Below are 26,146 nucleotides of genomic sequence, written 5' to 3'. Positions count from 1 at the left end.
CTATTCCACCGCAAGGACGTTGCGGGCGTAGGGAAGTAACCCTGTGGTGGGATCACAGTTCACATATTCCGAACGTGCGGTGCTGGGCTGGATGAACACCTCGTGCCACGTCGTGACCTCACGATCCGGGCCGTATTCCTGGTTCTTGGCGATGGCATGTTCATAGATCGCATGATGGGTGGCGTGATTCTCAGCCCACGTCTCGAGGTCTGTCAGGCTGTGGAAATGCGCGTAGGTGCTCGTCTCCCGCTTGGGGTCCAGCGTGTCCCGGTCGAGGCTGGTCAGCACGCGCAGTGACAGAGTGCCCGTGGTTTCCTTGTGATCCAACAGATATCGCATACCCGCCGACAGCTTGGGTTCCAGGCTCTCCTCATAGTCGGTGAGCTGCTCCTCGCCTGCCTGCGCCCAGTACTGCCCGGATCTGATCACCGCCATGTTGTGGTGCGACTCCGCGCGTAGTCGCCGTCCCCGCGTTTCCCGGTACGTGCTGGGTGATCTCTGGGATTGAGCCACGTCCAACGGGTCGATCGCTGACACCGGAAGGCGATCGCGCGCCGCGCCGAAATACCCGTTGGTCGTCATCGGCTCCACCTGGGTTCCGGCACACGCGGCCAGGCCGAATGTTCCGCGAGGGTCGGAGTAGATCGTCTCGGCGTGATCAACGGGAACCTGGATCACTTCGTGCCAGGCGCCGAAGGCGACTGTCGTCGCGTCGAGGCCGTCGTACCAACGGCCCAACGCCGACGACAGCAGCCACTGTTCGTGGTGCGTCGGGTTCCGCCAGTAGGCCAGATGGATGATGTTGACCAGACCGGCGTCGTCGACGCAGGTGAGCAGCTCCCAGGATTCCGGCGCGCACGCCAGGTGGGTGCTGCGCGTCAGCTTCATTCGTTCCAGAAACGCCTTCACACCGACGGAGTCCCACGATTCGACCTGGATGCCGAGGTAGTCGCTCGTGAGGAGGGTGACGGGCTCGGTGTAGACCAGGCTCCATCGGGGCGCCCTGGGCTCATGCCCCTCGGGCCTACGTGCCGGTACCCGGCGGGGGTAGGAGATGTTGTTCCACGAACTCATGGTGTCTTCACCTGTACCCGTTCTGCGGCCGACTTCCGCTCCCGGTAGGGCCATTGGACAGTCCCGAGGTCGGTTCCACGGGTCTCCTTGACCAGGATCCCACCGACGATGGCAAGGCCGGCGAGTGCCGCCGCCCATACCCAGAAGAACCAGCCGTTTCCGCTGCTCGCGGACCAGGTGAGCAGGTACGGCGCAGTGCCTCCGAACAATGCCACCGAAACCGACGTCGCGAAGGCGACGCTGGTGGCGCGAATGCGGGTCGGGAACAGTTCAGAGATGAACGCCGGATACATAGCGGCGCCCATGGCCCAGATGCTCATTCCGACCGCCTGCGCGACGAACAACGTCCACGGCTCGTCGGTGATGATCTGGGACATCGGGTAGAACAGCACGATCGCAAAGACGCCGAAGGCGATGATCATCGGTCGCCGACCGAAGCGATCCGACAAGCGACCACACACGACGAGCGAGCCGAGGGCGACGGCCTGGGCCAGCAGACTGGCGGTGAAGGCGTCGGTCGGGTCCATCCCGCGATCTGAGATCGCGAGGGACGAGGCGAAAATCGCCCAGATGTAATAGGCGCAATTGTGTCCGCACGACAGCAGGACCACGAGGATGCCGGCTTTGAATTTGCGCCCTGCCGACCACTGCGCGTGAACATTTCCGGCCTCGTCGGTTGCGCTTCCCTCTGTCGCCTCGAATTCTTCCGTCTCGGTCGCCGAGCGCCGTAGTACGAGAACAAAAAGGCCCAATATCGCACCGAGGACGAATGCATATCGCCAACCGCCGTCGGCGACCGCGTCCTGGCCGAGGATGCTGTTGAACAACGCACCCAGCATCGTCGCCAACATGACACCCAAGGTGACGGCGAAGAACACCGAGCTCGACCACAGGCCGCGCTTGGCAGGCGGGGCGATCTCGGATACGTAGGTGTAGGCCACTCCGGACTCACCGCCATGTGCCAGGCCTTGCAGTAGACGCGCGAGCAGCAGTAACACCGATGCCCACACACCGATGCTGTCGTAGCTGGGGATCAGCGCGATCGCCAGGCTGGCAATCGACATGGTGCTGATGGTGGCGACGAGCACGAACTTGCGTCCGCGGGCGTCAGCCAGTCGGCCGAACACCAACCCGCCGAGTGGACGCGCGAGGAAACCTGCCGCAAAAACCGCCAGGGTGGACAGGAGTGCGGAGGTCGGTTCGGAGCTGTCGAAGAAGTGGGACGCGATATAGGTGGAGAAGATCGCATACAAAGTCCAGTCGAACCATTCCAGGATATTTCCGGCGCAGGCCGCACGTAGCGACCGCAACTGGCTTTTGCCGGGCGGTGAATTCACTTCAGACACAGACATTGTCATCTCCTTGCACAGAAAAGGGCGGCGGAACCGAATGCCTAACCGAATCGAGAGACTCGACTACCAGGCGGCTGTATTGCGGATTCCTCGACCTTAAGTGATGGAAGTGACATACAAAAACAACTTGTGCTTATAACCGATATCGCCGAGCGTGATGTTACGACGACGTTAGGCGCGAATCACGGTCTCGATGCGTAGGAGTTGTCCCGCCCGAATCGCAGACCACAGTGCATCCGCCCTGCGCTGGAACCGACTGCGCGCAAATACCATTCGTCCCTGCGGAGACCTTCGGCCTGTTCTTTCGACTAGCTCGAAACAGACTCAGGACACAGCTGGAAGCTGTGTCCTGAGAACGTTCGAGCCTGAGAATTCGATTGTGTTGTGCCGGAGAGGATCAGTCCGAGGAATCCGAAGAATCCGAACCGCGCTTGCTCCCGGAATCCCTCGACGAGGAGGAGTCATCGCCGCTGCTTGCCCGCTTCTTCGACTGCTTCCCTTCACCTTCCGACGCCCGCTCGGTGTCCCGCGCCGCCGAGTCGGTCTTCTCGGACTCATCGGACGTCCCCGCAGCATCAGCGCCGTCGGACACGTCCTTGTTGTCGTCGGCTGCGTCCCTGTCGTCGGCTGCGTCCCTGTCGTCGGCTGCGTCCCTGTCGTCGGCTGCGTCCCTGTCGTCGGCTTCTGTCGAGACTCCGTCGTCGGTACCGACGGATTGCACGTCGCCGGTGCCCGAGTCACTCGGCGCGTCATCGGTCACGGCGACCGCATCGACGGTGGCCTCAGCCAGATCAGCCGAGTCACTGTCTTGGACATCCTCTGCGTCCGACGCCGCCTCCTCGGTCGCCGGGGTGACGGTGTCCTCGACCGCCTCGGGGACCTCGGTGGCGAGACTGCGCAACCAGGAGGGCGCGGGATCATTGCGGATGTAGGCCTTGTCGATCGAGGCCTTCAGTTCGGCCTCGCGCGGTGCGAGGCTCGGGAACATCTGTACCAGGGGCAGCCTCTCGGCCGGGATCAGATAGTGGGTGGTGGAGCCGCCCAGGGAATTCACATCCACTGTGATGTTCTCCGCCGGTACCTCCGTCAGGTCGGCGAACATGGTCGGGACGTGGACGAACAGCGCTCCGGCCATCGCGTTGGCGACCGCGTTGAGGTTCCACCAACGGTCGGGGAAGTCGGCGAAGCCGTCGTACTCGCCGGTCACAACGATCGTGTCGTACACCGTTTCCGGCGCCGGACGGTAGGTGTAGTCGTAAACGGGGTTGTAGCTCTCCGTGTCGTCGATGATCTCTTGACGGCTGGAATCAGCGACCACAACGAAGTTGATCTCCTGCCCGTCAGGCGCGTCGGGGTCTGCGGCCGCGAGCCGCAGAACCTCCGTCACCACCAATGAGCCGGCCGATAGTCCGACCACAGTGACCCGCTCGCCGTTGATGACGTTGCCGTCCTCGTCTCGGGAGAGCCGCGCGAGCGCAGCGTCGATCTCGGCGCTGAGGTTCGTGATGCCGACGTCGATCGACGCACCCAGCGTCAGATCGTCGGCGCCGGTGTAGGGCCTGGCCTCTGCCGGCCAGTCGACACTCACACGCTCGACGTCGCTCAGAGCCCCACCGAGCAGTTGGGACATCACCACATCGTGCATCGTCGGTGTTCCGATCCCGCCGATCACCAGAGCCGTGCTGGCCGCCCAACCCGACGCGGCAGAAGACACCCCCAGAACGACAGCAGCAAAGGCACTCCCGCAGGCGACCCCGGCCTTACGCATCCGTACTCGCATGAAATCTCCCCAACATAAGAACCGGAAATTGATCGCCAACTGGCGCAATACGAGGATATTGCGCAACTTGCTAATTGCGCCAGCAGCTGACACCGGGACGCAGAAAAGGCAAACTTCGTGCCGCTTGCCAGCATTCGCTCAGGGCGAGAAACTCATCGCTTGGGCTCAGTTTTCAGAACGCTGTCGTAAATTCGATAGCCACCACAAGATCCGCCATGCACCGCACAAAAGCACATTTCACAGCGTATCCAAGGGCCATCGACCGGCGACCTGCGCCGATAAACAACGGCGGCGTCGAATAGATACGATTCACGGCTCTGCGCTTTGCTAAATTGGCCAAAAGAGAACAAAAATTGCCATTCGGGCTCTCCTCCAGCCGACTATCACTGGCCGATAACGGAACAATCAGTTCCCGCAAGCGAACAGGCCTGCACAACGCCGCCTCGGTGAGTATCGGGAGGGATTTAATTGACGCGAGAGCAATTTCGGGTCATCTGGCGGCAAACCGTATCGGGCCACACCGAGCAGGTGGCGATGTCACGACCATGACTCGTCCAGTTCTCCCAGAGCCGCAATGAGCGCGCTGTTGGCGCTGTAGTCCACGGGACAGGCGACCACGCTGACGGTGTTCGACGACAACGCCTCTCGCAGCGTGGGCAGCAACTCGTCGGCCGATGAGACGCGAAACCCCTTGGCCCCGAAGCTCTCCGCATAGGCGACGAAGTCCGGGTTGCGGAAGCGGGTGTCGACGTTGTGACCGATTTCCAGATCCATCTTCCAGCTGATGAGGCCGTAGGCGTCGTCGACCCAGATGAGGATCACCATCGGCGTACCCAGACGCAGGGCGGTCTCGATCTCCTGCGAGTTCATCAGGAACGATCCGTCGCCGGTCGCGACGAGGACATTCGCCGAAGGTCTCGCGATCTTCGCGGCGATCGCCCCGGGAACCGTCCACCCCATCGTCGACAGTCCGTTCGAGATCAGGCAGGTATTCGGCTCATACGTCGGATAGAGCCGAGCCATCCACATCTTCAAGGCACCGGTGTCGACCAGAGCGATGTCATCACGCCCCAGGACCGTGCGGGTGTCGGCGACGATGCGAGCGGGGGTCAGCGGGAAGCTGTCATCGGCTCGGCCGCGATCCAGCTCGTCGGCCAGCAACGCTCGAATCCGTTCCTGCCCAGACGAATACGGCCGGTCCCGGACCACCGCGGCCGCCAAGGCGTCGAGGCACCCTCCGATGTCGGCATGTAGTCCCACCGCCACGTCGTAGTGGACGTCGACTTCGGCCGGGAACCGGTGCACGTGGATGATCTTGGTGTCGCCCCGAGGGTTGATTCGGGCGGGGTCGAACTCCTGCAGTTCGTAGCCGGCGGCGACGATGACGTCGGCCTGATCGAAACCGAAGTTCACGTAGTCGTGGCGCATGAAGCCGACGGCTCCGAGCGCCAGCGGATGATCGTCGGGCATCACGCCTTTGCCGTGAAAGGTCGTCGCGACGGGCATGCCGAGAGACTCGGCGAAACGTCGCACCGCTGCCGAAGCGTCGCTGCGTGCCGCACCGTGGCCGGCGAGCAGGACGGGATTGCGCGCCGATTGCAGGATCTCGGCGGCGCGGGCGATCTGAGTCGCCGACGGATCGTCGGGCCGCGGCACGTTGACGCGCAGCGGGCCGGCATCGGCCGGGGCGTCGGCATCCTCGACGTCCTCCGGAACCGCGAGGTAGACAGCTCCGGGGCGCTCGGTCTGTGCGAGTTTGAACGCCTTTCGGACCATCTCCGGCACTGCGCCAGGCGTTGCGACCAGAGCCGACCACTTGGTGACGGGTGCAAACATCGAGACCAGGTCGACGCTCTGGTGCGTTTCCTTGTAGCTACGCCGCATCCCGACTTGCGCCGACAGTGCCAGCACCGGAGTCGAATTCGTGGTGGCGTCGGCGACACCGAGCAGAAGATTGATCGCCCCGGGCCCGAGAGTCGCCGAGCACACCCCGGCTTTGCCGGTCAGTCGGCCGTACACCTCGGCCATGAACGACGCACCCTGCTCATGACGGGTGAGCACGTAGTCGATCGACGATCTCGACAGCGCGTCGACCAACAGGATGTTCTCTTCGCCGGGAATGCCGAACACATGCGTGACGCCCTCGTTTTCGAGGCATTCGACGATCAATTCGGCGGTGGTGCGACCGGTTTCATGCATAGGACCGACCTAACCACAACACCATCCCGCGAAACCCGGTTCCGATCAACGTTGTACAACCGGGGTCCGCAGCCCGTCATCGGTGATCCACGAGCCGGCAGGTCCATGAACGCAGCGTGTCGGTCTCGAACAGGTCAACGAATGGCGCGACGCAGGCGGATCGCGGCGCTGGCTACCAAGGCGATGACCGCACCGACCACCGCAGCACCGAGCAGCGAAACTCCCTGTGCCAGATCGAAGTTCCAGGCAATGAAGTTGATGGTGGTGTGCACGGTGTTCTGCAGAACGAAGATGAGCAAGGCGATGGCGAGCACAGCTGCGACGATCAACGCGAACTTGGACGCCAAACCGCCGACGCGGCCGGTCGGGGTGCGATCTGTGGTGGAACTGGTCATGATCTTTGCTCCTTCTCGAATTGGACTTGTGGTGTGCGAATGCCGACTAGCGACGCTCTGGCGAACGCTTCTTGTCGATCTTGCGGCGGATGACGCCCCAGGTGACGCGACCGAGTCCTTCGAAGAGTCGGCTGACGATGCTCCGTCGCTTGCTCATGGGTGTGCCCTACTTTCTTGTCACCGCAGCGTGCTGCTGCGTGTAGTCAATGAGTAGTCGGCGACCGTGCCGTGAACCGAACGGCGATTTCAGGTGATCTGTTTCATACCGTCGATAGGTTTGTGCTGCGCCAGGACTCGCCGACGGTCAGATTTCCGCCGTGCAAGGAGCTTGCCCGCAAGGGTTTCCGAACAGTCGTACTGCGTTGTCATGCAGCACCTTGTGACACCAGGACTCGCCGAGATCGAGCCGGACCAACGACTCGACCGCGTGGTGATAGGCGTAGGGAATGTTCGGATAGTCGCTGCCGAAGAGCACCCTGTCCCCCAGCGCTGCCAGGTCGGTGCGCGCTGAGCGCGGAAAGGGATGCAGCTGCTCGGTGAAATCGGTGAACACCATGGTCGTGTCCAGGTAGACACCGGGGTACCGGTGCGCCAGGTCGAGGAACTCCCGGTACTCGGGCATGCCCATATGCGCGATGATCAACGGCACACGGGGATGGCGCCGAAGGACCTCCGCAATCGGACTCGGCCCCGTGAACCGACCCGCCGCGGGGCCGGATCCGGCGTGGATCACGGTCGGTATCTGGCTGTGGGCAAGCATCTCCCAGACCGGATCGAGCATCGGGTCGGTGGGCGAGTAGTCACCGACCTGGATGTGGGCCTTGAACACTCGTGCGCCCTCGTCGATTGCGTGCTGCACGTACACCGGCGCACTCGGTTCGGGGTAGAACGTGGCGGTGTGGATGCACTCCGGCGTCGACCGACTGAACTCCGTCGCCCACGCATTGAGCCAGGCGGCCATCTCGGGCTTGTGTGGATACACCAGCGACGTGAAAGCCGCGATCCCGAAGCTGCGCAGCATCTCCACGCGGGACCGCTCGTCGAGCCTGTAGCGGATCGGCCAGGTGCGACCGATGAGGGGTCCCGCGGAGTCGAAGTAGGCCCACACCTTGTCCATCACCGCTTTGGGCATGAAGTGGGTATGGACATCGATGATCGACGTGAGCCCCAGCACGTCCAGCAACCGGCGCATCTCTGCGGCCTGCCGCTGCAAGGTCATCTCGCTTGGGAGTCCGGCTACCTGAGCGGAGTCGGCAGCCTCCTGCGCACACACGTGATCCACGGTAGGCGTCTTCTCCTAGAGACTACGAAAGAGCCCCCGGTTCTGGCGATCCTCGATGCTCGCCTGTCAGATCGCGCCGACGTCGGGTTGTTCGTCGGGCGCACTGACGCTGAGCACGAGGAAGAGTGGATCGCGGGCTCGCCGGCGGCGCAGCCACAGCTGCCGGACAGACACAGACTCACCGGCGCACCAAAGGCCTGGGATCGTCTGCTGTTGGAGCGCACTACTTTCCAGTCTGTTCAGCAGAGGAACGCAGGAATTCCAGTCTGGTGCGTTCTCCGATGTTGCGATAATCTCCGTGCACGTCGGTTGAGTACACAGCCCCCGGCGCGGGTTGCGCGACCCTGGTCTGCTTGTCCGCGAGAAGCGTCCGTCGAGGGATTGGCCGATCATGAGCGCTGCCTCGAACAAGTTCCCATCATCTCTGGGGCAGGTCGTCGGGCACCAGGGAGTCCACAGCACGGCGCAGACAGGCAGTGTTGCTGAGGGCGACGCGACAATCACGGATCGCCGCGCCACCGATGCAGTGGACACGCGCGACGATGAGCGCACGCAGCAAGCTCTTGCGAGATGTCACCGTCTCGCCCTCGAGGCGTGTGGCGACGCCACCACATCTCGTCACAAGCACGGGGAACGATTGCCCACGGTGGACTCATCTCAGCGCCCGATCGACCGTGTCGTCACCGAGCACCGCCCCCGCGAGTGGTGATGGACGTGAGCTGTTCGGCGTGACTTTGCCATCCGTCGGATTCGTCGAATAGGAAGATTGAGACCGTCTCCGGCGGGTATCTACCGCTTGGTCCTTGCACTTTCTGTAAGAGCCAGAACCTCAAATCCGTTCAGCGCGAGCGGGGCCCGGTTGGCCACGCGCGTGGCGACGTGCCCTGCGACGTGCCCGCACGAAGTGGAGCTGATGTATGCGTGTCGCGTCCGTGCCGGGTTCGCACGTCTATGTCCGTCACCTGTCGCATCCGGCGGGTGCCGACACAGTGTCACGCCTCCCGGATCCGATTCCAGCCGACGGACACACGGTCCCGGGCGGCTGGTGGCCGCCGCTGATGCTGGATCCGTCCTGGATTGAGCAGCATCACCACGAATTCGACGTTTTCCACGTCCATTTCGGCTTCGACGCCATCAGCGGCGCGGTGCTTGCCGACGTGGTCCAGGCGTTGAAGAACCACGACAAACCCCTCGTCTACACGGTTCACGACCTTCGCAACCCGCACCACCACGATCCGGGTGCCCACGCCGAACAGCTGGACATTCTGATTCCCGCCGCGCAGGAGCTGATCACCTTGACCGCAGGTGCGGCCGGGGTCATCGAGCGCCGGTGGGGACGGCGACCGGCGGTCGCTCCCCATCCCCACGTCGTGGATCGCGCGCGCATCGAAGCGTCCCGCCCCCGGTCTGACCAGTTCGTGGTGGGGGTTCACGTCAAGAGCCTGCGCGCCAACATGGACCCCCTGCCCGTGCTCGACACCCTGGCGTCGACCATCGCGCAGTTGCCCGGAGCAAGGCTGCAGATCAATGTCCACGACGAGATCTTCGATGTCACGAATCACTGGTACGCGCCGCAGGCGGGCGCAGCCCTGCTGGCCTTCGACGCCTCCGAGCACATCGGCGTGCGCGTGCACCCCTACTTCTCCGAAGAGGAACTCTGGGAGTATCTCTCAGCGATCGACGTGTCGGTCCTGCCGTATCGGTTCGGCACACACTCCGGCTGGCTGGAGGCGTGCTTCGATCTGGGAACCGCGGTCGTGGCGCCCAGCTGTGGGTTCTACGACCAGCAGCATTCCTGTGGAGTTTTCGCCTTCACCGAAGACGACTTCGACGACGCCTCGCTGGACGCCGCGGTTCGTGCCGAGCATGCTCGCTGGTCAGGCGGTACTCCGCCGCCGCGCGCCGAGTGGAAAACCCGACACACTGAGCGGATCGGGCTTTCACAGGTTCATCGTGACATCTACCGGCGGGTGTCCTCGTGACACCACCGATGCGGATAGCGCTGATCGCTTCCAACCAGTTCCCGATCCGCCAGCCTTTCGCTGGTGGACTGGAAGCTCACGTGTGGCACCTCGCCCGCGACCTCACTGCCGCCGGGCACCGGGTGTCGCTGTTTGCGGCACCCGACTCTGACCCCGGCCTCGATTGTTCCCACCTGCAGGTGCGCACCCTTGAACTGAGCACTGCGGCCCTGGCGGATTCATCCACGCCAAGCGCGTCGTTCATGGCCGATCATCATGCGTACCTGACCTTGATGCTGCGGTTGGCGCGTAATGGGGGCGACGAGTTCGACGTGATCCACAACCACAGCCTTCATCACCTCCCCGTAGCCATGGCGCCCGCATTGAGCACACCAATGCTGTGCAGCCTGCACACCCCGCCCACTCCCTGGTTGGAATCGGCGATCTGTGCCACCGCTGGTTCGGGCGCCCGATTCGCTGCGGTCAGCGCCTACACCGCTTGCTCATGGCGGCATCTGTTGTCTGACATCACGGTCGTCCGCAACGGTGTCGACGGTCAGCGCTGGCCCTTGGGCCCCGGAGGAAGCGATCTTGTGTGGTTCGGTCGGATCACCCCCGAAAAGGCACCGCATCTGGCAATCGCGGCGGCCCGTCGCGCAGGTATGTCCCTCGTGATCGCAGGCCCCATCTCCGACGTCGACTACTTCGTCCGAGACGTGCAACCGTTCCTGGGGGCCGCCGTCCGCTACGCCGGGCATCTACCCCACCGTGAGCTGGCCGAGCTTGTGGGAAAGTCCGCCGCAGCGTTGGTCACCCCGACGTGGGACGAACCGTATGGACTTGTGGTCGCCGAGGCGATGATGTGCGGCACCCCCGTGGTGGCATTCGCCCGGGGCGGCATCCCCGAGATCGTTGATTCCCTTGGTGGCCGGCTGGTCCCGCCCGACGACGTCACCTCGCTGGCCGAGGCGATTCCTGAGGTATTGGCGCTGTCCCGTGCTGCGGTACGCACACAGGCAATACGACGGTGCTCGGCAGCCTCGATGGTGACCGACTATCTCGACATCTACCGCGACGTGATCGACGACCGAGGACGGATTGACGCAGATGATCGGCTACTACATCCATCACCATGGCACCGGACATCTCAGCCGGGCTCAGAGCATCTGCACACACCTCGATACCCCGGTCACCGCATTGACGTCGCTGAAGCTGGATGAGCCGCATCCGTTCCACGCCGTCGTCACGCTGCCCCGCGACGACAGCGCGGTACGAGCCGAAGATTCGACGGCACATGGGGTCCTGCATTGGGCTCCCCTCCACGACAGCGGATTTCGACGACGGATGGCTCTCATCACACAGTGGGTCGCCGACGCGTCTCCCGCCGCAGCGGTCGTCGATGTCTCGGTGGAGGTCACGACTCTGTTGCGGCTACTCGGTGTTCCGGTGATCGTCGTCGCGATGCCCGGTGACAGGGTTGATCCCCCGCACCGGATGGCCTACCAACTCGCTGACCACATCTTGGCGGCCTGGTCGCGGGACCTGTACGAACCGCCCTGGCTGAGCCCGCATTCGAACAAGGTTTCCTACGTCGGCGGCATCAGCCGATTCGACGGACGCCCGCAGGAATCGGCCGAGCGAGTCGAAGCCCCCACCGTGCTGGTCCTACAGGGCTCGGGCGGTTCGGACATCCGACTGGAGATGATCGACGTTTGCGCAGAAGCGCATCCGCAGTATCGCTGGCGCACCCTTGGCGTAGCGGGAGCACCGTGGGTCAATGACCCGTGGCCGGCGATCTGTGCCGCTGACGTCATCGTTGCCCATGCCGGACAGAACTGTATTGCCGACATCGCCGCCGCCGGGAAACCCGCGATCATCATCGGGCAGCCACGCCCTTTCGACGAACAACTAGCCACAGCGCGCGCTCTCTCGCGGGCGGGACTGGCTATCGTCCTCGAGGACTGGCCGGATCTCGGCGCCTGGCCGAGCCTCTTTGCGGCCGCCGGCGCGCTCGAAGCCGACGGATGGCGTCGTTGGCAGACGGCGGGTGCTGCGGCCCGCGCCGCAGACACCGTGGCAGCCATCGCCCAGGGCCACAGCTTGGGCGGTGGCGCGTGAACACCGCCGTGATCACGGTGGTGCACGGCCGCGCCAGCCACCTGGAGAACCAACTGAGAGGGCTTCAGCGAAGCCACCGGGTGCCTGACCAGCACGTCATCGTCGCGATCGAAGACCCCACGGTGCCCGAGACCGTCGCCGACTGCGGTGCGGTCGCCTCCGTAGTCCGGTGTGAGGCGACCGGCGCCCACCTCCCCGTCGCGAATGCCCGAAACATCGGCGCCCGCAACGCAATCAGCCGGGGCGCCGAACTGCTGGTGTTCCTCGACGTGGACTGCATCCCGGGAGCTGACCTCATCGGCCGATACCGAGAGGTCGCTGCTCAGCACGAGCATCGCAGGGCGGTGCTCTGCGGAACGGTCACCTACCTACCGCCGGCAGGCAGGGGCGGGTACGACATCGCGAGCCTCGACCGTCACCGCAGTCCTCATCCAGCACGGCCGGCACCTCCGGACGGAGCTGTTCTCAACAGCACTACCTACGAGCTGTTCTGGTCACTCTCATTCGCAGTCACGACATCGACGTGGCAACGCATCGGCGGATTCTGGTCCGGCTACCGCGGGTACGGAGCCGAGGACACCGACTTCGGCCAGCGCGCAGCAGCATTGGGCATTCCGATGCGCTGGATCGGCGGTGCACATGCCTTTCACCAACACCATCCAGTGTCCGATCCGCCGGTAGAGCATCTCGTCGATATCGTGCGCAACGCCACACTGTTCCATCAGCGCTGGGGGTGGTGGCCGATGACCGGATGGTTGGACCAATTCGAGAACCTCGCGCTGATCTACCGCGATCAACAGGGGCGGCCACACCTACGGTCCGATCCCACGCTTTCAGCCCCATGCACATCGCTCTCCACCACGCACGCCTGCTGCACATCGGGAGGTCACCCGGCATCACGTGGAAATCATTGCGATTCAGGATGTTCGGAGAGATTCCACGGAGGCAGAGAAGCACATGTCGAAATACCGGAAGGAACACTGATGCGGGAGATCAGCCGAGGAATGGGCCCGTTGTCCATCGATGACGACGTCGCCAAGGCACGGATGTTTCACCTGGCGCAAGGCGTCCTCGTCGGACTACGCCGATGCGCACCCGAAGTGGTCATCGGCGAACTCATCGACGCTGCGCAGGAGTTCGGTGTGTCGCCGTTTGTGTTGGCCCGAGCGCTGGTCACGGCCGCCGCCGGCGGAGCGACCACGGGCATCGACGCCGAAGCCGCGATGGCTGTGCGTCGACGGTGGGGTGACATGTTGAACTACGACGAGTCCAGGTGATCAGTAATCGTGACTCGGACCCGCGTTTGCCCACTGCGTACCGGAGGTATACGACTTCCGATGCATTGTGCAACGGGATCACCGGATGAGCGACTCCCCTCGGATTAACAGAGCTCCCGATGGGCAGTCTCTGAACGTGCCGGCGTCCGAACGTCGCATGACAGTTGGCGATGAGTTGTTCTCGGGCGTCGGAAGAATCTGCGACACCGCGGTCCGGCTGACGGGGGTGGACGGCGCCGCGGCAGCGGTCCTTTCCGGATCAGGGGGTATCCGCGAGCTGGTCTACGCCAGCGACGCGCTTGCGCAACAGATCGACGAAATGCAGTTCACGTTAGGCGAGGGGCCGTGCCTGGACGCTTATCGCAACGACGGCCCGGAACTGTGTGCACATCTGGACACCGCAACGTTCTTTCGCCGCTGGCCTGCGTTCACAGCAGAACTCGGCGTGTTGGGCGTGGGAGCGGTCTTCGCCTATCCGATTCCCGGACCGCTTCATCCCATGGGAACGCTGGAGCTTTACCGACGGAACGGCGGCGCCCTCGCCGAACGTGAGCAGGAGACCACCCGGAGGTGCGCGGCGGCTCTTCAGCGCACTCTGGAATCCAACTGGTGGAGCCAGGTGGGGAGCTCAGCCGAACAGACCCTCCTCGAGCAGGTGGCGATCGACCTCGAAGCCGACTCGGCGGCGGACCCACTCTCCCGCACCCACGTGCATGTGGCTGCTGGGATGGTCGCTGTGCAACTGAGCATCTCCATCAGCGATGCTCTCGGCCGGCTTCGGGCTCACGCATACGCCCACCAGCAGTCCGTCGTGGCGGTGGCGGCCGAGGTGATGGCCCGGCGGCTGGCCTTCAGCGATCTCGACGATCAGTCGCGCGACTAGGGCCAGTGCCCGACGGTGGCACCCCTCCAGGTGAGACGATGTGCTGATGGCGGACAAGTCCGAGCAGGTCGATATCCGATCGGCGATGGCCGAATTGGCGGCCAACTTCGGCTCGCCTGCCGACGTGGACGTCATCTTGGGCACAGTCACGTCGCAGGCCGTCTCACTGATGAGCGAAGTCCATATCGCTGACGTGTTGCTGATCGACGGGAAACGACACCAGTCGATGGCGGCCACCTCCGACATCGCCAACGAACTCGACACGCTGCAGATCGAGTTCGGCGAGGGGCCCTGTCTGGCCGCCGCGACCGCTGATGGCACTGTGTCGTGCACTGACCTCAGCGTTGACCCGCGGTGGCCGCGCTTCGCCAAGGCCGCAGTCGAGGCCGGCGTTCGAAGCGTGTTGTCGTTCCAGCTGTACTTTTATCCGGCGACTGCACTGAGCGCCGGCGGTCGAGGCGCGCTGAACTTGTTCAGCCACGACGCCTACGAATTCACCCTCGAACAGCAGGCGCTCGGAGCCATGCTCGCCACCCACGCAGCCAGCGCCTTGATCGCCGCCGACCGGCAGACGCAGTTCGAGTCCGCGTTGGGCAGCCGCGATCTGATCGGGCAGGCCAAAGGAATCTTGATGGAGCGGTTCAAAGTCGACGCGACCCGCGCCTTCGAACTCATGGTGCAGCTTTCCCAGGACACCAACAAACCGGTCCGCGTCCTGGCTCAACAGATCGTTGACACCGCGCAGGCCGAATAGGCCGCATGGGGTCGAAACGCACCCTGGTTGCTCAGCCGACCTGGGCGTAGTCGGGTTCCACTACTTGTTCGCGGATGCGGCGCAGCGCGCCGCTGAGCAGCCGCGATACGTGCATCTGGGAACAGCCGATTCGCTCCGCGATCTGCGTCTGAGTCAGATTGTCGAAGAAGCGCAGTCGGATCACCTCGCGCTCTCGATCCGGTAGCGCGGCGACCACCGGGCGAACCGTTTCGATGTCGAGCACCCGGTCCAGCCCCGGATCGAAGTGTCCCAGAGTGTCAGCCACGGCGACTTCGTCATCGCCGTGAGTCAGAGGCACGTCGAGCGATACCGTCGAATAGTTACCGGCGGCAATCGTCGCTTCTACGACAGTCTTTCGGTCAATCCCGAGATATTCGGCCGTCTCGGTGGCATTAGGTGCCCGTCCATATCGCTGAGAGAGTTCGGCGCGCGCTCTGTTCAGCTGTGGCTGAAGTTCTTTGATGCCGCGTGGGACTTTGACAGCCCACCCGCAATCACGGAAATGGCGACGGACTTCACCCATCATGGTGGGCACCGCGAAGGACAGAAAATCCGCACCGCGGTCGACGTCGTAGCGATTGATCGCATTGACCAGACCGACCCGCGCTGCCTGGACCAGATCGTCGTGACTTTCACCGCGGCCGCGGAATCGCTGAGCAACGTTGTCAGCAAGAGGTAGGCACAGTGCGGCAATCGCGTCCCGCTGGCGGCAGAACGCGGCCGACTCCGCATCAAGCGACTTCAAGCGCCGAAACATCTCATTCACCTCGGCGAATCCTGTATTCGGTTCAGACATGAGCGCACCACCCCGCTGCCGCCTCTGATGGGTTACCCGGCTCGGGTCTGAACCACCGAGTCGATACCCGCGGGAGACACACCCAAAACGTCTGAACTGCATCCGTTCACGGCGCCAATGTTCGCGCTCCCGGCCCTCGAAGCAGCGCCTTCACCGGCGAAGCGTTCCGTCCAGAACCACGGTGACCCGGAAACCGCACAGCACCAGGATGTGGACTAGGTAGAGCCACAGCGCCAGTGCGGACACCGCCCCGATGATGGGCAGATTTCCGAACGGAGCAGACCACTCGATGGGAATCGCGAGGAACAGAACGAACCCCTGCAGAAAGCCGGCGAGTATCGCACCGGTACCGAAAGCGCCCAGCACCAGTGCTTTCGGACGATACCGACCGGGCGCGATGAGTCCGTACACACCGAGCAGCGCAGTCGAGACCGCGATCCAGACGACGTGGAAACCGACGACGACGCCCCACACCAACGACCAGCCCTCACCCGCGTAGAGCGGTGCCACATAGGGCGCGGACCCGAGCACCGCCAGCACCAGGACCGGGGCAACGGCAGCGACGCCGAGGAGACCGGCCCGTCCCCGCCACCCGGTGAGCTTGTCTGGCTCCGAGGAGAATTGAACGAACGCCCGGCGCAGACCCTCGCCGTACAGACTCGCCGGGAACAACACCACCAGGGCCTGCCACCAGGACATCGACAACGCCACCGACGTCAGCGTGCGCAACGCCTCCGGGGTGCCGTGCCCGCTGGGCAACCCCCCGATCGCCGCCTCCATCGAGGAGGTCACCGCGGTGTGCCCGATGAGCAGACCGGCCGCCCACAGCGACACCAGTGCGAGCGGCACGAGCCCGATCACTCCGAAGTACGTCGCGCCGGCCGCCCAGAGAGCGAGATCCGTGCGCGGGAAGGTCGTGCTCAGCTGCGAGGCCAGCTTGCGTGCCCGGCTCACCGTGTTGCTCCCCTGCGTGACGCCAGGCCCTGGCAGGCTGGCGTGATGGCAGCGGAGCGACCAGTCGGCGACGACGCGGACGATGCGGGATGGTCGGCGTTGCACGGTGGCGTGCAGCCGTCGCGGGTCGTGCGGGGTTGGTTGACGATGGTGCGGATCCTCGCCTCCGGTCCGATCGCGAGGGTCCCGCCCGACGTGCTGTCGGCGTTCGGGGTGCTGGCGCTGGTCGGCGCGTGGGCCGCTGTAGCGGGACCGGGATGGCCCGCGCTGACCGTGCTGTTGGTGCTCGCCTCCGGGCTGCTGGACGGACTCGACGGTGCGGTCGCGCTACGGACCGGGAAAGCCCGCCCGCTCGGTGCGGTGATCGACTCGGTCGCAGATCGGCTCGGCGATCTCCTGCTAGGCGCCGTTCTGCTGGCGCTGGGCGCCCCGCCCGCGTGGGTGGTGGCAGCGCTGGCGCTCGTCCTGCTACTGGAGTACGTCCGCGCCCGCGCGCAAGCGGTCGGCATGCCGGGGGTCGGCGCGATCACGGTCGCCGAACGCCCGACGCGGCTGATCGTGGTCGGTGCGGCCGCCGCCGGCGCGGCGGTATCCCGAACCGGCGTCCCACTCGTGGGATGGAACTGGGGCACCACGCTGGCCGTCACGTGGACCGTCGTCGGGATCGTCGGAATGGCGCAGTTGCTGCACGGGGTGCGGCGCTCGATCCCGCCGGAGTTCCCGCCGGACCGATGAGTTCGGCGACGATCTCAGCCGACATCAGGACCAGCGGGATGCCGCCACCGGGGTGCGCGGAGCCGCCGACCAGATAGAGACCCGACAGCGGGCTGCGGTTCGCGGGTCGGCGGAGCGCGGCGCGCGGGCCGTGCGAGGCCGTGCCGTAGATGGCTCCACCCGGTGCGCCGGCACGCCGCTCCAGGTCCGCGGGGGTCACCGTCTCGGTGAACCGGATACGGTCGCGAACGTCGACGCCGCGGTCGGCCAGCACGTCGAGGATGTGCCGGGTGTAGCGCTCGCGCAGACCGGGTTCGTCCCAGTCGACGCCGTGCGCGGGGTCGTGCGCGGGCGCATTGACCAGCACGAACAGGCCCTCCGATTCGTCGTTGGGACGCAGCGCCGGATCGTCGGGTGCGTGTATGTACACGGTGGGATCGGCGACGGGCACTGGGCGGCGTCCGAAGATGGCGTCGAACTCGGCGTCGTAGTCGCGCGGGAAGTACACCCTGTGGGCCGGGCCCGGCTCTCGCCCGTCAAGCCCCAGCAGCACGACGAACCCCGCCATGGAACGCGGGCGCTTCCGCGCTCTGCGCTGTGCGATGCGCGCCGCACCGCGCGGCAGCAGCCGCCCGTAGAGGACTTCGGCGTCGGCGGCGCTCACCACGATGTCGGCGACGACGTCCCGGTCGTCGACCCGAACACCGGCAGCGCGGCCATCGGACACCAGGACCGACTCCACCGGCGAACTGGTGCGCACCTCGACACCGAGGTCACCGCATCGCTCGGCGAGCGCGTCCACGATGCGGCGCAGTCCGCCCGGCACGTACCAGGCGCCGAACTCCTGTTCCACGAACGACGTCACCGACAGGACCGCGGGGGTGCGCCGCGGATCCGATCCGGAGTAGGTCGCATAGCGGTTGAGCCACTTCCGCAGCCGGGCATCGGGCAGCATCCGCCGTCCGAGCCCGTCGAGGGTCAGCCACGGCGCCACCGCACGCAGATCCTTTGGCCGCGTGCTCATTCGGGCCAGCGCGGCGATCGAGACCGGTCGACGCAGCACGGGCTCACCGACCAGTTCCCACAATCGTCGCGAACGGGCGTGCAGCCTCTGCCACGAGGCGCCGGCACCCGCCCCGAGTGCGGCGTCGAGTGCCGCCGGCACCTTGGCCGCGTCGTGGGGAAGCACCAGCGTCGTGCCGTCACCGAAGACGTACGAGCACGCCGGATCGACTGCTGTCACGGACAGTTCAGTCGGGCCGCCGGTATCGGCGAACAACTGCTCCAGCACGGCGGGCAGGGTCAACAGCGACGGGCCGGTGTCGAACGTGAAACCGTCGCGCTCGAGGACGCCGAGCTTGCCACCGACGGTGGCGGCGCTCTCGAAGACGGTGACCTCGTGACCAGCGGCGGCCAGTCGGGCGGCGGCCGCCAGCCCGCCCAGACCCGCGCCGATCACCACCACCCGACTCATACGGCCCTGCCCTTCCACTGCAGCGAGCCCGTGGCCCGGCCGACCCATGAGGAGGCCAGCAGTCCCAGGAGTGCCAGCACCGAAAAGGGATGTGCCACAGCATCCGTCACCGCGCCCCGTCCGGACGGCGTGGCACACCAGCGCGCGGCCGATATCCGCCCGAGGACGGCTGCAGCGTAGCCGACGGCGCCGATCCGGGAGCCCGTCATTGCAGCGGCCGCGGGCAGGACGTACACGACGGCCAGGGCCACCCCGACCGCCACCGCGCCGAGTGGCGAGCCGAACGCCGCCCACAGCGACTTGCGGTAGCCGTCGCGCAACTCGCGCCCGTTCGTGTACATCCGGCAGGTGGCGATGCCGGAGCCGTCGGCGACGCCGGTGCGACCACCGGCGGTGCGGATCGCCCGCGCCAGTGCGATGTCGTCGAGCACGGCACCCGAGACCGACTCCCACCCGCCCGCTCGAGCGAGGGCGTCAGCCTCGACAACGAGGAACTGGCCGTTGGCCACGGCCATCGACGGTCGCGCGGACCTCTCGGCGACGCGCAGTGGCAGCGTGGTCAACCACGACCATGCGAGCAGCGGCTGGATGAGGCGACCGAACAACCCGGTGGTCACCTGCCGCGGCCACGGGCTGAGCAGGTCCAGCGGGGCGGGACCGCGCAGCACCGCGACCGCTGCGGCGACGGCGTCTGGCGAGAGCACCACATCGGCGTCGACGAACACCAGGATGGAGCCGCGCGCCGCATCGGCGAGTTGCGCGCATGCGTGCGGCTTGCCCAGGACTCCCGCCGGTGGAGCGGCACCGGTCAGCACCCGCAGTCGAGGATCGCCGGCGGCCACCGTGGTGACGACCTCGGCGGTGCCGTCGGTCGAACCGTCGTCGAGCACCAGGATGTCGGCCTCGGCCAGCCCCCGCTGTGCGAGCAACGAACGAATCGTCGGCTCGATCCGGTGGGCTTCGTCGCGGGCGGGCACCAGAAGAGACACCGCAGCGGTCACCGGCGGCGGGTTCGCCGGCGGGCGTCGCAGGAGCCGCAGGTTGACCAGCTGATGCGCCGCGCCGAGACACGCCAGTGACGAACCCGTGACGACTAGCGCAGAGAGCGGTTGGGCGAGTCGCGCTGAGGGCACCTGAAAACTCTACGGGCCGCGCAACGACTGCCACAGCGCGGCGACCCACGGCAAGAGGTTAGGCTGGCTGCTCTGACGGAGGTAGTACGCGTGGCGTTGGCCCTGCCCGTCCGGTCTATTCGGACGATTCAACCAGTCTGGGTCCTGGTGGCCGCAGCGATCGCAGTCCAGATCGTCTATCCACTGATTCCCGACGGCTCCCGCAACGGGATCACGATGGCCAGCGTGGTGGTCTTCTTCCTGGCCTCGGTAGCCGACGTCATCCGGGTGCACGGTGCGCGGGGAGCGGTCCTGCTGATTGCAGTTGCCGGCGGAGGCGGCCTGCTCGCCGAGTCGATCGGCGTGGCCACCGGGTGGCCGTTCGGTCCGTACACCTACGCGGACACCCTCGGCCCACAGATCCTCGGCGTGCCGGCGGTGATTCCGTTGGCCTGGGTGATGATGGCCTGGCCGGCGCTGGTCGTCGCCCGCACCCTCGCCACCCGCGGACCTGCGGTGATCGCGATCGGCGCCATCGCGCTGACCGCGTGGGATGTGTTCCTGGACCCGCAGATGGTCGCCGCCGGGCACTGGACTTGGGCGAACCCTTCCCCCAGCCTCCCGCTGGTGCCGGGCATTCCGCTGACCAACTACTTCGGGTGGCTGTTGTTCACCACTCTGATCATGGCGGCCCTCCACGCCGCACTGCCACGGCAAGTCAGTCCGTCGGCGCCGGCAGCGGCGCTGTACCTGTGGGTGTACTTCTCGTCGGTGATGGCGCACTTCGTCTTCTTCGGCCTGCCCGGCTCGGCAGTTGTCGGTGGATTGATCATGGGAACTGTCGCGATACCGTTCGCGATCACACTGCTGCGTCGGCGAACGGCCACGCCCCGTCAGGAGCGCACATGACCGACTCCCTCACCAGCCGGGCCGCACCGTTTCGGATGCACCCCCGCCGCCTGGTGACGCCCGACCCGCTGCTGCCGCGCGACGTCGCCCCCGGAACCGAAGCCGTCGTGGTCGGCGGCGGCATCGCCGGGGTCTCGGCTGCCATCGTGTTGGCCGAGCGTGGCGCCCGGGTCACCCTGCTCGAAGCGAACAATCACCTCGGCGGGCGGCTGGGCGCGTGGCCCGAGCGGCTACCCGACGGCAGCGAGCAGTACGTCGAACACGGATTTCACGCCTTCTTCCGGCACTACTACACGTGGCGCTCGATCCTGCGCCGTGCCGATCCCGCCCTGTCATTCCTCGAGCCGGTCGACAGCTACCCGGTGATCTCGGCGACCTGGCCGGCCGAGGACCTGTCGGGGCTACCCGCCGCACCGCCGCTGAACCTGTTGGCTCTGGTCCTGCGGTCGAAGAGCCTCAGTCGCCGCGAAATGACCAACGCAAACCCCGACACGGGTCGAGCGTTGCTGGCCTACGACCGTGCCACCACGGTCGCCGAACTCGACAACGTCGATGCCGCAACGTTCCTCGACGGCCTCGGCATGACCGAGCGCACCCGCAGCATGCTCTTCGAGGCCTTCGCCCGGTCCTTCTTCTGCAACCAGGGTGAACTCTCCGCCGCGGAACTCGTGGCGATGTTCCACTACTACTTCCTCGGCAACCCCGAGGGCATCGGCTTCGACGTGCCGAACACCGACCACGCAACAGCGATCTGGCATCCCCTGCAGCGGTACCTGGAGCAGCGCGGCGGCAGCATTCGCCTCGGCACCGCAGTCTCGGGCATCGCTCCGGACGGGCAGGGTTGGCAGGTCGACACCGGAGACGGCGCACTAACGACCCGGCACCTGGTCCTCGCCCTGGACCCGGGGGCGCTGCGTGCGCTCGTCATCGGTTCTTCGGCGACCGCCGCCTCCGCCCCTCTGCTCGCCGCTCAGTGCGAAAGTCTGCGCGTGGCGCCGCCGTTCGCCGTCAGCCGGATCTGGCTGGACCGGGACGTCACGCCCGAACGGGCGCCATTCAGTGCCGTGAGCGGACAACCGAACCTCGACTCGATCGCCGTGTACTCCCGACTGGAAGATCCCAGCATCCAGTGGGCCCGAGCCACGGGCGGATCGGTGATCGAACTGCACTCCTACTCCTGTCGCTTGGACAACGCCGCCGATGCCGCCCACGCCATGCGCGACGAGCTTGCCGTGCTCTGGCCCGAGACCGCCGATGCGGTTGTCCTGCACAGGCACGACAGGCTGGAAGCCACCGCGCCGGCGTTCCCGCCCGGGTCGTCAGGAACCCGCCCGGGCGTGCGCACCGATGCGCGCGGACTGCGACTTGCCGGGGATTACGTGGAACTGCCCTACCTTGCCGGGCTGATGGAGCGTTCGGCGATGTCGGGTGTGCTGGCCGCCAACGACATCCTCGCCGAACTCGGCGCCGCCGCCGAGCCGATCATGGGGGTGCCGCAGCGCGGTCTCCTCGCCGGTGTGCCCCAGATACCGCGACGCGGCCGCAAGAAGAACCAACACATCGCTCAGGCGTAACCGACCCAGCCGCGGAAGGTGAACGCCGAGTAGAACTCGGTGACGTCGGAGAATCCGGCCTCGGCCAGGATCGCCATGTCTTCATCGGGGGTCAGGAAGGGAACGTCGGAATTGACTGTGTTGCGCATCCTTTCGGCGTCCTCGCGGCTGATCCCCGAGTCGACTGCGTAGTCCGCGTAGCGGGACAACCACATAGCGCGCTGAGCCGTATCACGTTGCGGGAAACTCATGTGCGCGACCACGAAGGGCGCGCCCGGCGCCAGTCGCCGCCGCACCTCGGCGGCGGTGCGACGCCTCTCGTCCGGCGGCAGGAAGTGCAGTGTCAGCAGGGCGGTGGCCGCGTCGAAAGGTCCGGCCGGCGCGTCGTCGATGTAGCCCTCGTGCAGTCGGGCGCGCGCGATCAACGGTCCAAGGGTCTTGCTGGCCACAGCGAGCATGGGCGCCGCAGGGTCGACGCCGTCGAACGTCCACTCGGGCCGAGCCTCGGCGAGTGCTTTCATTTCCAGGCCGCCGCCTGCGCCGAGCACAAGCACGCCGGCGTTCGCCGGCGCGCGCTCGCTGATGAGTACGGCTGCCAGCCGGTGCATTTCACGATATCCCGGCATGAACCGCGGCGGATGATCGATGTAGTCGCTGGCGAACTGCGCGTCGTGGAACAGCTGGGTGTTTTGACTCATGGGGACAGTGTCGGCGCGGTGGTTCCTGAGCGGCAAGGCGATTTGCCTTTTAGGCAAATTGCCTTCTACGTCATCGTCATCGGTGCGGTCGCGCATCGATTCGGCCGACACGCCGGCCTGGCCCCGGGGGTGATCGATCGGGGGCTAGCAGGCGGTCGGTCCTCCTGCTGGCTGCAATGTCATCAACCTCGTCCGCAAATAGGCTCTGAATACGAGGGAACGGGCATCCGAGGGAAATCCGGCTCTTGTGGGACAACTTTCGCAACCAAGGAGATCGCTGATGACCCTGATTGGCATGGTGGGCGTAGGAGACATGGGCTCGGAGATGGTTCCCCATCTGGTTGCCGACGGACATCAGGTGTGGGCATTCGACCCCGACCCCGCGCGATTGAAGGCCGCCGTGGCGCATGGGGCGAGGGCCGCCGTATCGCCGGCTGATGCGGCCCGGCGTTCGGATGTGTTGTTGAGCATGGTCATGTCCGAAGACATCCCCGCCGCCCACTTCGGCGCGGACGGCGTCTTGGCGGGTCTGCGCCCCGACTCCGTTCTCGTCGTCTGTTCGACGACGACCCCGACTGTGCTGGATCAGGTCCGATCTCAGGCTGGCTCGACTAGACACGTGGTCGACGCACCGATCGTCGGCGGTGTGCGATACGCCAGGGAGAAGTCGGTGACGTTTCTCGTCGGGGGCGAGCCTGCGGCGGTAGCGCAGGCAGAGCGGGTGCTCGTCTCGCTGGGCAACGTGGAGCGAGTGGGTCCGGCCGGTGCGGGCGTGAAGTACAAGCTGATCACCAACGCCTTCGTCATGGCCGCCGAAGTAGGGCTGCGCGAAGCCCTCGACCTGACGGACATCCTCGGCGGAGACTACGACACTGCGCTGCGCCTATTCGGTGTAGGTCCAATGGCCGCAGTTGTGAAACGCGCCCTAGACGAATCCAACCCAAGGCCTTTGCGCGCCTCCGCGCAAGACTTTGATGCCCTGCTATCGGTGGTTGATAGCCCTGCGCTACTTCCCATTTCAGCCGCTGGTCGGGATCGCCTATGGGCGGCCGTCGATGCCGAGCCCGGCCACGAACCGATGTTCGTCGAACTCACCCGTAGGACTACCGCGCGCGAAAGGTACCGTTCAAGAGGCCAGCTACCACCCGTCGATGTAGGCCCCGGTCCATCGTGAAGAGCGTTTGCCAATCGCAGCGGCCCGACGATGGTGGTCGTCGATTTCGATGGCAAGTTCGTGGCGGTACTCGAAACTACCCGGTGACGGGTTGATGGAGCCGACGATGGCGCGTTTGTGAACTGCAAGATCACCTTGGCGCGCAGCTTGAGACGTTGAGTTGGTGAAGCTTGAACATTACGTCATCGAACGTCCGCAAGACGCCGACTCCCTCCAGCAGCTGACTGACTTTGGGGTGGTGCGAACAGGTCGTTGCCTGCGTGAAATCGTGGCGAATTCCGGGCATCGACAACGGAAGACAGCAATCCTCGTCGGCCGAGGACCAAAGTAGGCCAGTCTGATATTCAACCCCGCGGGGTTAACGAATGGAGTAACGAATGCGACGCTGTCGAAATGCCCTTCTCGGCGCGGTAGGCGTGACCATCACGCTGATCGTCGCGTCCACCGGCGTCGCCAACGCCTCCCCGGACCCTCATGACATGACGATGGTCAACGTGGTCAAGGTCGAGGGCATCCCCTGGTTCAACCGGATGGCCGTGGGTGTCGAGAATTTCGCGACACGCACCGGTGTTCAGACCAGCCAAGAGGGTGGAGATGACACCAGCCCGCAGAAGCAGGTTCAGCTCATCGCGGACCTGATCCCGCGCCACCCGACCGCCATCACCGTGGTGCCCAACTCGGTCGACGCCTTGGAGGACGTTCTCGGCCAAGCCAGGGCTCAAGGCATCACCGTCGTCTCCCACGAAGCAACCGGAATTCAGAACGCCGACATCGACATCGAGGCCTTCGACAACGCCGCATTCGGCAGGCAGACCATGCAAAGCCTCGCCCAGTGCATGGGCGGGCAGGGCGACTACGTCCAGTTCGTCGGTAGCGTGACCATGACGACGCACATGCAATGGGTGGACGCCGCACATGACGCGCAGCTGGCCGAGTTCCCCGGCATGACCCGCGTCGAACGCCCGGTCGAAACTGCCAACGACTTGCAGACCGCATTCGCGAGGGCCACCGAGCTACTGGCGAAGTACCCGAACCTCAAGGGCTTTCAGGGCGCGTCGAGCACCGATGTACCGGGAATCGCGCGTGCCGTACGAGAGGCGGGCTTACAGGACCGGACATGCGTGATGGGAACGGCGGTTCCCTCCGTGGCGGCGCCGTACTTCGCCGATGGCTCGATCGACACGATCTTCTTCTGGGATCCGGCGATGGCCGCGGAAGCGCAGCTGCAGATCGCACTGATGCTTACCCAAGGCGAGAACATCGAGAGTGGCACCAATCTCAACGTCCCCGGCTACAACTCGCTGACCAAACTCGACGGCTACCACAACGTCTTCGTCGGGAACTCCGCGCTGGAAGCCGACGCCAACACCGTCTCGCAGTACCACTTCTGATCCAGCGACCCGTACAGAAGCCGAATCGAGACCCTTCCCCGACGGAGATCACCCATTCAATCTGGTTGGGCGGTCTACTTTTTCACCCGTGGCGACTGCCCGGAACCGTGTCCGCTCCGTCCCCGACACGCGTCCCAGGGCTTCTCCTAAGAGTTGAAGTCTGGAAGCGGCGGCTGCTCAGACGGATTGCTCGCAGGTGCCGCTTCAGTGGCAGTTCCCGGAACATCGAGGGCCTCCTGCACCTCTACGGGGTGCGATCCTTCCGCACCAGGAGT

21 protein-coding genes and 1 pseudogene are annotated in these 26,146 nt (G+C 65.4%); 11 read left to right on the top strand and 11 right to left on the bottom strand.

The genetic code is table 11. The features are described 5' to 3' along the window. The 6 genes from ABDC78_RS08605 to ABDC78_RS08580 all read right to left on the bottom strand — a co-directional run bounded on the left by ABDC78_RS08605 (nucleotide 1) and on the right by ABDC78_RS08580 (nucleotide 7,992). Entirely contained in the window at nucleotides 1-1,074 is a 1,074-nt protein-coding gene (locus ABDC78_RS08605) for a phenylacetaldoxime dehydratase family protein (RefSeq protein ID WP_178360772.1), read from the bottom strand. After that, nucleotides 1,071-2,426 (bottom strand): MFS transporter, encoded by a 1,356-nt coding sequence (locus ABDC78_RS08600; RefSeq protein WP_218621176.1) that lies wholly within the window; start codon nucleotides 2,424-2,426, stop codon nucleotides 1,071-1,073. The genes ABDC78_RS08605 and ABDC78_RS08600 overlap by 4 nt, the downstream gene beginning before the upstream one ends. A gap of 397 nt (nucleotides 2,427-2,823) precedes the next feature. Next, nucleotides 2,824-4,206, bottom strand: coding sequence for a PE-PPE domain-containing protein (locus ABDC78_RS08595; protein ID WP_178360774.1), 1,383 nt, complete (start codon nucleotides 4,204-4,206; stop codon nucleotides 2,824-2,826). Nucleotides 4,207-4,743: 537 nt separating this feature from the next. Next, nucleotides 4,744-6,405, bottom strand: a complete 1,662-nt coding sequence (locus tag ABDC78_RS08590; RefSeq protein ID WP_178360775.1) for an acetolactate synthase large subunit — start codon at nucleotides 6,403-6,405, stop codon at nucleotides 4,744-4,746. Nucleotides 6,406-6,539: 134 nt separating this feature from the next. Beyond that, on the bottom strand, nucleotides 6,540-6,800 hold the full coding sequence (locus ABDC78_RS08585) for a lipopolysaccharide assembly protein LapA domain-containing protein (RefSeq protein WP_178360776.1): 261 nt from the start codon (nucleotides 6,798-6,800) through the stop codon (nucleotides 6,540-6,542). Nucleotides 6,801-7,104: 304 nt separating this feature from the next. After that, on the bottom strand, nucleotides 7,105-7,992 hold the full coding sequence (locus tag ABDC78_RS08580) for an amidohydrolase family protein (RefSeq protein ID WP_178361066.1): 888 nt from the start codon (nucleotides 7,990-7,992) through the stop codon (nucleotides 7,105-7,107). A 1,007-nt stretch (nucleotides 7,993-8,999) separates the two neighbouring features. On the opposite strand from ABDC78_RS08580, the gene ABDC78_RS08575 reads away from it, so the two are divergent. The 6 genes and pseudogenes from ABDC78_RS08575 (at nucleotide 9,000) to ABDC78_RS08550 (ending at nucleotide 15,075) form a co-directional block, all read left to right on the top strand. Next, nucleotides 9,000-10,064, top strand: coding sequence for a glycosyltransferase family 1 protein (locus tag ABDC78_RS08575; protein WP_178360777.1), 1,065 nt, complete (start codon nucleotides 9,000-9,002; stop codon nucleotides 10,062-10,064). Nucleotides 10,065-10,072: 8 nt separating this feature from the next. Beyond that, nucleotides 10,073-11,263 carry a glycosyltransferase family 4 protein gene (locus tag ABDC78_RS08570; RefSeq protein ID WP_218621207.1) on the top strand — a complete coding sequence of 397 codons (1,191 nt, stop codon included), beginning with the start codon at nucleotides 10,073-10,075 and terminating at the stop codon, nucleotides 11,261-11,263. After that, nucleotides 11,151-12,161 carry a glycosyltransferase gene (locus ABDC78_RS08565; RefSeq protein ID WP_178360778.1) on the top strand — a complete coding sequence of 337 codons (1,011 nt, stop codon included), beginning with the start codon at nucleotides 11,151-11,153 and terminating at the stop codon, nucleotides 12,159-12,161. Before ABDC78_RS08570 ends, ABDC78_RS08565 begins: the two co-directional genes overlap by 113 nt. Next, nucleotides 12,158-12,970 (top strand): annotated as a pseudogene (locus tag ABDC78_RS08560) (galactosyltransferase-related protein); the annotation flags it as partial. The gene ABDC78_RS08565 and the pseudogene ABDC78_RS08560, both read left to right, overlap by 4 nt. A gap of 625 nt (nucleotides 12,971-13,595) precedes the next feature. Beyond that, complete coding sequence (locus ABDC78_RS08555) at nucleotides 13,596-14,321, top strand: GAF domain-containing protein (RefSeq protein WP_178360780.1); 726 nt, start codon at nucleotides 13,596-13,598, stop codon at nucleotides 14,319-14,321. A 46-nt stretch (nucleotides 14,322-14,367) separates the two neighbouring features. Beyond that, nucleotides 14,368-15,075, top strand: a complete 708-nt coding sequence (locus ABDC78_RS08550; RefSeq protein WP_256736288.1) for a GAF and ANTAR domain-containing protein — start codon at nucleotides 14,368-14,370, stop codon at nucleotides 15,073-15,075. Nucleotides 15,076-15,106: 31 nt separating this feature from the next. On the opposite strand, the gene ABDC78_RS08545 is transcribed toward ABDC78_RS08550, so the two are convergent. Beyond that, nucleotides 15,107-15,892, bottom strand: a complete 786-nt coding sequence (locus ABDC78_RS08545; RefSeq protein WP_178361069.1) for a SigB/SigF/SigG family RNA polymerase sigma factor — start codon at nucleotides 15,890-15,892, stop codon at nucleotides 15,107-15,109. A 150-nt stretch (nucleotides 15,893-16,042) separates the two neighbouring features. After that, complete coding sequence (locus ABDC78_RS08540; protein ID WP_178360781.1) at nucleotides 16,043-16,846, bottom strand: YhjD/YihY/BrkB family envelope integrity protein; 804 nt, start codon at nucleotides 16,844-16,846, stop codon at nucleotides 16,043-16,045. 45 nt (nucleotides 16,847-16,891) lie between these two features. Between ABDC78_RS08540 and ABDC78_RS08535 the strand changes: the two genes are divergently transcribed. Further along, nucleotides 16,892-17,581: a CDP-alcohol phosphatidyltransferase family protein gene (locus ABDC78_RS08535; protein ID WP_178360782.1), complete on the top strand. Its 690-nt coding sequence runs from the start codon at nucleotides 16,892-16,894 to the stop codon at nucleotides 17,579-17,581. On the opposite strand, the gene crtI is transcribed toward ABDC78_RS08535, so the two are convergent. Next, a complete protein-coding gene (gene crtI, locus ABDC78_RS08530) occupies nucleotides 17,490-19,034 on the bottom strand; it encodes a phytoene desaturase family protein (protein ID WP_178360783.1) in 1,545 nt (514 codons plus the stop codon). The two genes, ABDC78_RS08535 and crtI, sit on opposite strands and share 92 nt — an antisense overlap. Next, nucleotides 19,031-20,167, bottom strand: coding sequence for a glycosyltransferase (locus ABDC78_RS08525; RefSeq protein WP_178360784.1), 1,137 nt, complete (start codon nucleotides 20,165-20,167; stop codon nucleotides 19,031-19,033). The genes crtI and ABDC78_RS08525 overlap by 4 nt, the downstream gene beginning before the upstream one ends. Before the next feature lie 147 nt (nucleotides 20,168-20,314). Between ABDC78_RS08525 and ABDC78_RS08520 the strand changes: the two genes are divergently transcribed. Together ABDC78_RS08520 and ABDC78_RS08515 are read left to right on the top strand one after the other, a co-directional pair. Beyond that, nucleotides 20,315-21,055 carry a carotenoid biosynthesis protein gene (locus ABDC78_RS08520; RefSeq protein ID WP_347133390.1) on the top strand — a complete coding sequence of 247 codons (741 nt, stop codon included), beginning with the start codon at nucleotides 20,315-20,317 and terminating at the stop codon, nucleotides 21,053-21,055. Next, nucleotides 21,052-22,629: an FAD-dependent oxidoreductase gene (locus tag ABDC78_RS08515; RefSeq protein WP_178360785.1), complete on the top strand. Its 1,578-nt coding sequence runs from the start codon at nucleotides 21,052-21,054 to the stop codon at nucleotides 22,627-22,629. The genes ABDC78_RS08520 and ABDC78_RS08515 overlap by 4 nt, the downstream gene beginning before the upstream one ends. Here the strand turns inward: ABDC78_RS08515 and ABDC78_RS08510 are convergent. Next, nucleotides 22,620-23,306: a class I SAM-dependent methyltransferase gene (locus ABDC78_RS08510; protein WP_178360786.1), complete on the bottom strand. Its 687-nt coding sequence runs from the start codon at nucleotides 23,304-23,306 to the stop codon at nucleotides 22,620-22,622. The two genes, ABDC78_RS08515 and ABDC78_RS08510, sit on opposite strands and share 10 nt — an antisense overlap. Nucleotides 23,307-23,586: 280 nt before the next feature. Here ABDC78_RS08510 and ABDC78_RS08505 point away from each other — a divergent pair, with 280 nt between their 5' ends. Together ABDC78_RS08505 and ABDC78_RS08500 are read left to right on the top strand one after the other, a co-directional pair. Next, nucleotides 23,587-24,480, top strand: coding sequence for an NAD(P)-binding domain-containing protein (locus ABDC78_RS08505; protein WP_178360787.1), 894 nt, complete (start codon nucleotides 23,587-23,589; stop codon nucleotides 24,478-24,480). A gap of 416 nt (nucleotides 24,481-24,896) precedes the next feature. After that, entirely contained in the window at nucleotides 24,897-25,871 is a 975-nt protein-coding gene (locus tag ABDC78_RS08500; protein WP_347133388.1) for a substrate-binding domain-containing protein, read from the top strand. Nucleotides 25,872-26,146 lie beyond the last annotated feature (275 nt).

The organism is Mycobacterium sp. DL, assembly GCF_039729195.1.
In the GTDB taxonomy this organism is placed as follows: Bacteria; Actinomycetota; Actinomycetes; order Mycobacteriales; family Mycobacteriaceae; genus Mycobacterium; species Mycobacterium hippocampi_A.
This window is presented reverse-complemented; position numbering and strand designations above follow the sequence as displayed.